This window comes from Hymenobacter lapidarius, assembly GCF_001816145.1.
Lineage (GTDB): Bacteria > Bacteroidota > Bacteroidia > Cytophagales > Hymenobacteraceae > Hymenobacter > Hymenobacter lapidarius.
In genome coordinates this window covers 22,686-28,825 of record NZ_MDZB01000113.1, presented here as the reverse complement: position 1 = coordinate 28,825, position 6,140 = coordinate 22,686, and the positions used below count along the sequence as shown (strand labels likewise).

The following is a 6,140-nucleotide window of genomic DNA, read 5'->3' as shown; positions in this document are numbered from 1 at the left end:
GGGGTGCGGGAAATCATCCACGACCTGAATTATTACGACATGCTCAAGAACTTCTGCCGGTTGTTCGTGAGCATGGGCTACAGCGGGTTCATGATCAACTCCCTTCTGCCGTGATTACTGCCCGACTGCCCCCTGCTGGCCACCGGCTCGCTGACCGTGAACGCCCGCGTCTTCGGCGGCCTCTACGCCCTGGTGGGCGTGGGCGCCACGGCCAGCGTCTCGCTGAGCTCGGCCACGGGCGTGTTCACGAACCTGGCCCCCGGCACGTACAACTTGAGCGTCACGCTCAACGGCTGCACGTCGACGGCCCTGGAAATCACCATCAACGCGGCCCCGGGTGCCCCGGCCCAGCCCCAGGTGACTATCGTGCAGCCCACCAGCGTGCTGGCCACCGGCTCGCTCACGGTGACGGCTGCGCTCACCGGCGGCACCTACACCCTGGTGGGAATCAACGCGACTCTCACCTCCAGTATCGGCACGTTCACGGGCCTAGCCCCCGGCACCTACAGCCTGAGCGTGACGCTCAACGGCTGCACGTCGACCGCCTTGGAAATCATCATCAACGCCCCGGGCGCCCCGGTCTTGGCCATCCCGATTGCCGTCGTCGTGCAGCCCACCTGCTTGGCGGCCACCGGCTCGCTGACCGTGACGGCGCCTCTTTCCGGCGGCGTCTACACCTTGGTGGGCGTGGGCGCGACCCTCACCTCCGCCACGGGCGTGTTCACGGGCCTGGCCCCCGGCGCCTACAGCCTGCGCGTCACGCTTAACGGCAGCACCTCGGCCGCCTTGGCCGTTACCATCAACGCGGCTCTCAACACTTTGAGCATTACCAACGCGGCGGTAACAAGTGCCAGTTGCGCCGCGACGGGCAGCATCACCGTAACAGCTACGGGCGGTACGGGTGCTTACAGCTACCAGTTGAATAACGGGTCCTTCGGCACCAGCAACGTATTCACCGGGCTTGCTTCGGGCACCTACACCGTGACCGTTCAAGACGCCAGCGGCTGCTCGGCAACCCGCACTAACGTAACCATCCTGGGCGGCTCGAGCAGTTTGGTCTTAACCCTCTCCAGCTTGGTCAATGCTACCTGCATCACTTCTACGGGTTCGGCTACGCTGGCCGCGAGCGGTGGCACAATGCCCTACAGCTACACGCTGACATCGGGTAGCAGGGTGCTAACCAACACGACGGGTGTCTTCTCGAGCCTAGCTGCTGGTACTTACAGCGTACTGGTGACCGATGCGAGCGGCTGCACCGCCACTTGCTCGACCCTGCAATTGGTCATCGACGCGGCACCTAACGCCCCGGCCCAGCCGGCGGTAACGGTCGTGCAGCCGGCCAGCTGCTCGGTGGCCACGGGTTCAGTGTCGGTTACTTTGCCCCTCGCGGGTGGCTCCTACACCTTGGTCGGCGCCGGCGTGTCGCTCACCTCTACGACGGGCGTGTTCGACGGCCTGGCCCCGGGCACGTACAGCCTGAGCGCGATACTCAACGGCTGCGCTTCGCCGGCCTTGGCCGTTACCATCAACGCGGCCCCAGGCGCCCCGGCCCAGCCGGTGGCCGTCATCGTGCAGCCCACGGCTGCGGGGGCTGCCGGTTCGGTGACCGTGACGTCGCCCCTGTCCGGCGGCACCTACACCCTAGTGGGGGCCGGCGTGGCGCTGACCTCGGCCACGGGCACGTTCACGAACCTGGCCCCCGGCACCTACAGCCTGAGCGTGTCCGTCAACGGCTGCGTGTCGGCCGCCCTGGCCGTCACGATTAACGCCGCGCCCAATGCCCCAGCTCTGCCGGTGGCCGTCATCGTGCAGCCCACGGCTGTGGTGGCTTCCGGCTCCCTCACCGTGACGGCCCCGCTCTCCGGCGGCACCTACACCCTGGTAAGAGCGGGCGTCTCGTTGACTTCCACGACGGGCGTGTTCACGGGCCTGGCGCCCGGCGCCTACAGCCTGAGCGTGTCCGTCAACGGCTGCGTATCGGCCGCCCTGGCCGTCACGATTAATGCAGCCCCGGGTGCCCCGGTCTTGGCTCCCCCCGTGGCCGGGGTGGTGCAGCCCACCTGCTTGGTGGCCACCGGCTCGCTGACCGTGACGGCCGCGCTCTCCGGCGGCACCTACACCCTGGCGGGGGCCGGCGTCTCGCTGACCTCGGCCACGGGCGTGTTCACGGGCCTAGCCCCCGGCACCTACAGCCTGAGCGTGTCCGTTAACGGGCTCGTTTCGGCCGCCTTGGCCGTGACCATTAACGCGGCGCCCGCTGCTCCGGCCCAGCCCATCGTGGCCGTTGTGCAGCCCACCAGCGTGCTGGCTACGGGTTCGGTGACGGTAACGTCGCTCTTGTCTGGCGGCGTTTACGCCCTGGTGGGAGTGGGCGCGACGGCGGGCGTCTCGCTCACCTCTAGCATAGGCGTGTTCACGGGTCTGACGCCCGGCGCCTACAGCCTGAGCGTGTCCGTCAGCGGCTGCGTATCGGCCGCCCTGGCCGTGACCATCAACGCCGCGCCCATTGCTCCAGCGCTGCCGGTGGCCGTCGTCGTGCAGCCCACCTGCTTGGTGGCCACTGGTTCGCTCACCGTGACGGCCGCGCTCTCCGGCGGCACCTACACCCTAGTGGGGGCCGGCGTCTCGCTGACCTCGGCCACGGGCGTGTTCACGGGCCTGGCCCCCGGCACGTACAGCCTGAGCGTCTCCGTTAACGGGCTCGTTTCGGCCGCCTTGGCCGTGACCATTAACAGCACTCCTGCCGTGATTTCGCTGACGTCTACCGTGACAGCCGCCGCTTGCTTCGGCACGGCCACAGGCCAAGTACAGTTCCAGGCAGTAGGCGGGACGGCGCCTTACACGTTCACGCTCGACGGCCGCCTTTCCAACGGTTCGGGTCTGTTCACCTCCCTTGCAGCGGGCGTCCACGTCGTTCTGGTACGGGACGCTAATGGCTGCGGCGCCGCAGCCAGTTCCGTCACCATTACGCAACCTGCTGTTGGGCTGAGCGTCCTTTTCTCCGCCGTGGTGAACGCCTGTGCTGGCACAACTGGTCAGGTTTCGGCGAGCGCAACCGGCGGCACGGCTCCGTACACCTACCAGCTTCGGCTTGGCGCTGCGGGCACTGTCGTGGCTACGTCGCCGGCGGTTACCAGCGGGTTCACCTTCACGGGCTTGGGGGCAAATACGTATCGCCTGTTTGTACTGGATGCCCGCGGCTGCGAAACAGAAGCCGTTGCGCAGCTGCTAATCACCAACGCTTGCCTCAAGCTCACGTTGTTGGAAGTGTACCCAAACCCCTTCTCGGGCCGGGCAACCGTGGAATTCCAAGTTCCTGAAGGCGAGCAGTATTCGCTGGCACTCTACGACATCTTGGGGCGCCTGGTGCGTCGGGTCAGCGAAGGCGTGGGAGAAGCCAACCGCATCTATCAACTTCCCATCGGTGACAATTTGGCGGAAGGCCTATACGAGGTGCGGTTGATTTCGAATGGCACCACCAAAACGGTCCGGGTCCACGCGCAGTAGAAGTGGCCGGTGCGCTGCAACAGAAAAGCCGCCGGCAACTGCCGGCGGCTTTTCTGTTGCAGCGCACCGGCCGGCCGCCAGTATCGGCACCTTCAATACTACGACACCAACACCGTCGGGGAGTGGGTGCAGAACAGCTGGCAACGAGCCTACTAGCTCTGCGCCCACAACTTTGACGGCGCGGGAAAAATCCGAGAGTACCAAAAAGTGTGGCGCAGGCGGGTTCAACCACGTGATAGCTACCTTGGGTAGCCGTACTTACCGGTGAAAGCCATGCCTCAACCCGTTGCTCCGCCTTCTACCCTTGGCGATGACCAGCTGGCAGCGGTCTACCAGCTCAAGATTCACCTAGTCGGCATCAGCCCGCAAATTATCCGGCACGTGTTGGTGCGGGTTGATACGACGCTGGCCGAGCTGCATCGCGTTTTCCAGGTGGCGATGGGCTGGGACAACTGGCACACCTGCACAGTTTTAAGCTCTGGGGCAAGGAGTACGGGATTCCGTATGCCGGCGGCATCTACTTTGCCGACGATGCCCGGCAGGTCCACTTGGACGATACCCTGGCCACGCACCAGGCCTACCTTCTCGTGGCGAAGAAATGCGGCAAGTTGAAGCCTCTGGCCCGGTTAAGTGCTCAACGAGGAGTGGGAGGAGTGTTTTCGGCAGCGATACCTCGGCATCCGGTCACTACCGGCGGAACCAATGCCGATGGCCGCTTGGCCCCATTGCCCCACACTTTTTGATGCCCGCCGTAATATTGCTTCGGCCATTGGCCCACCCGGCCCGGCGCGGCCCTGGTCGCTTCCAATTAAATCCCCTTCTTGCCATGCTTACCTCCATGACCGGCTTCGGCCAGGCCCATCGCGAAACCGATACCTACACCGCCGCCATTGAGCTCCGGTCCGTCAACTCCAAAACCCTGGACCTGACCCTGCGGCTGCCGCGCTTCCTGATGCCGCATGAGCTGGAAATCCGTAATGCCGTGGCCAAGTCCCTGCTGCGCGGCAAAATCAATCTGAGCCTGGATTTTTTGCGGCCTGCCGCGGCCCGCGCCACCGCTTCCCTCAACAAGGAAGCCCTGCTGGCGGCCTTCCATGAGCTTAAAGCCGTGGCCCAGAGCCTGGGCCTGCCCACCAGCGAAGACACCCTGCTGGCAGCCCTGCGCCTGCCGGGCGTGATTCCCAGCGCCGCCGAAGCCCGCGAGGCCGAGCCCGTGGCCGAAGAAATAGCCTGGGCCGAGCTGCAGCCGCTGCTTACCGAGGCGCTGGCCGCCATGCACCAGTTCCGGCAAGACGAAGGCGCCACCCTCACCACTGAAATCCTGAGCTACGTAGCTATTATCCGCCAGCAGCTCGCGGCCGTGGAGCAGCACGACCCCGCCCGCATCGAGCACGTGCGCCAGCGCCTGGCCGGCCACCTGGCCGAGCTCACCAGCCACGAGCAGTTCAACGCCACCCGCTTCGAGCAGGAAGTGCTCTACTACATCGAGAAGCTGGACATCGCCGAGGAAAAAGTGCGCCTGGCAGCTCACCTGGCCTATTTTGAGCAGGCCGTGCGGCAGCCCGATGAGGCTGTGGGCAAGAAGCTGGGCTTCCTGGCGCAGGAGATTGGGCGCGAAATCAACACCATCGGCTCCAAGGCCAACGATGCCACGGTGCAGCACCTGGTGGTGGGCATGAAAGAGGAGTTGGAAAAAATTAAAGAGCAGCTCAACAACATTCTTTAGGAATCCAATCTTACAGTTCTTTTAGCTCAGCCGTTCGGCGTGCTAAAAGCGCAGTTGGCCGAGAATAATTCATTTTATTGTACTTTAACAATAATTTATAAAATACAATAGTTAAGAAAATCTTTCTGGCAAGGGATTTGAAAATGGCATTTGCTGCGACCTATAAACATCACAACCCGCCGAATGCTAGGCCTTTATTGAATTAAATGCCCGGCTCATTCGGGAGGTACCAAAATAAATCGCAATATTTGTTGTCCAAAAGTTGGATGTTATAATATTGTATCTAACTTGGCTTAGCTTAGAGGTCTTACCGTTACTCACTTCTTATTTGCATTAGTATGAAATCTACATTTTTACTCTTTATTCTGGGATTGATACTTACGGCTGCGCACCCGGCATCTGAAATTGAGCTGGTAAAAAAGCGCGTGCTCAGCGAGCGGGTGGAAATCCTGATTCCCAAGGGATTTGAGGTAATGACCGAGCAGCAGATGGACTTTGCATATGCCAAAGCCCAGAGCCGCCCCAGCGTCATTTTCACCAACAACAACCTCATCAGTCTCGCCTTCAACTACAGCGACAACGACGCCGACCAGGACATGGTCGACATCTACGCCGCCTCGTTTGGCAAGACGTACCATAAGCAGTACAAAGACGCGACGTGGTTCGGCGACGGCGTGAAAAACATCAACAACCGCAAAGTGGGTTTCATGGAATTCATGAAGCCGGAGATGGGCCACGAGGTATATACGCTGGTGTTTTTCACCGACGTGGAAGGCAAACTGATGATTTGCACCTTCAACTGCGCCGACCGCCAGAAGCCCGAGTGGGAGCCCATTGCCAAGCAGATCATGCTGTCGCTGAAAGCCAAAGGCTAGGCAGTTAGCAGTTAGCAGTTAGCAGTTAGCAG

At 62.3% G+C, this 6,140-nt stretch carries 5 protein-coding genes; all 5 read left to right on the top strand.

Translation table 11 applies throughout. The features are described from left to right. Nucleotides 1-3: 3 nt before the first annotated feature. Entirely contained in the window at nt 4-114 is a 111-nt protein-coding gene (locus tag BEN47_RS22885) for a hypothetical protein (RefSeq protein WP_369073817.1), read from the top strand. Between the two features lie 42 nt (nt 115-156). Further along, entirely contained in the window at nt 157-3,507 is a 3,351-nt protein-coding gene (locus tag BEN47_RS12425) for a T9SS type A sorting domain-containing protein (RefSeq protein WP_070728728.1), read from the top strand. Nucleotides 3,508-3,780: 273 nt separating this feature from the next. Next, nucleotides 3,781-4,119, top strand: coding sequence for an IS1096 element passenger TnpR family protein (locus BEN47_RS22880; protein ID WP_204378315.1), 339 nt, complete (start codon nt 3,781-3,783; stop codon nt 4,117-4,119). A 214-nt stretch (nt 4,120-4,333) separates the two neighbouring features. Beyond that, on the top strand, nt 4,334-5,233 hold the full coding sequence (locus tag BEN47_RS12420; protein ID WP_070728727.1) for a YicC/YloC family endoribonuclease: 900 nt from the start codon (nt 4,334-4,336) through the stop codon (nt 5,231-5,233). A gap of 338 nt (nt 5,234-5,571) precedes the next feature. After that, nucleotides 5,572-6,108 (top strand): hypothetical protein, encoded by a 537-nt coding sequence (locus BEN47_RS12415; RefSeq protein WP_125921655.1) that lies wholly within the window; start codon nt 5,572-5,574, stop codon nt 6,106-6,108. Nucleotides 6,109-6,140 lie beyond the last annotated feature (32 nt).

Excerpts from the sequence above, each read along its gene's own strand:
- BEN47_RS22880 (WP_204378315.1), top strand. The coding sequence starts at position 3,781 with ATGCCTCAACCCGTTGCTCCGCCTTCTACCCTTGGCGATGACCAGCTG.
- BEN47_RS12420 (WP_070728727.1), top strand. The coding sequence starts at position 4,334 with ATGCTTACCTCCATGACCGGCTTCGGCCAGGCCCATCGCGAAACCGAT.
- BEN47_RS12415 (WP_125921655.1), top strand. The coding sequence starts at position 5,572 with ATGAAATCTACATTTTTACTCTTTATTCTGGGATTGATACTTACGGCT.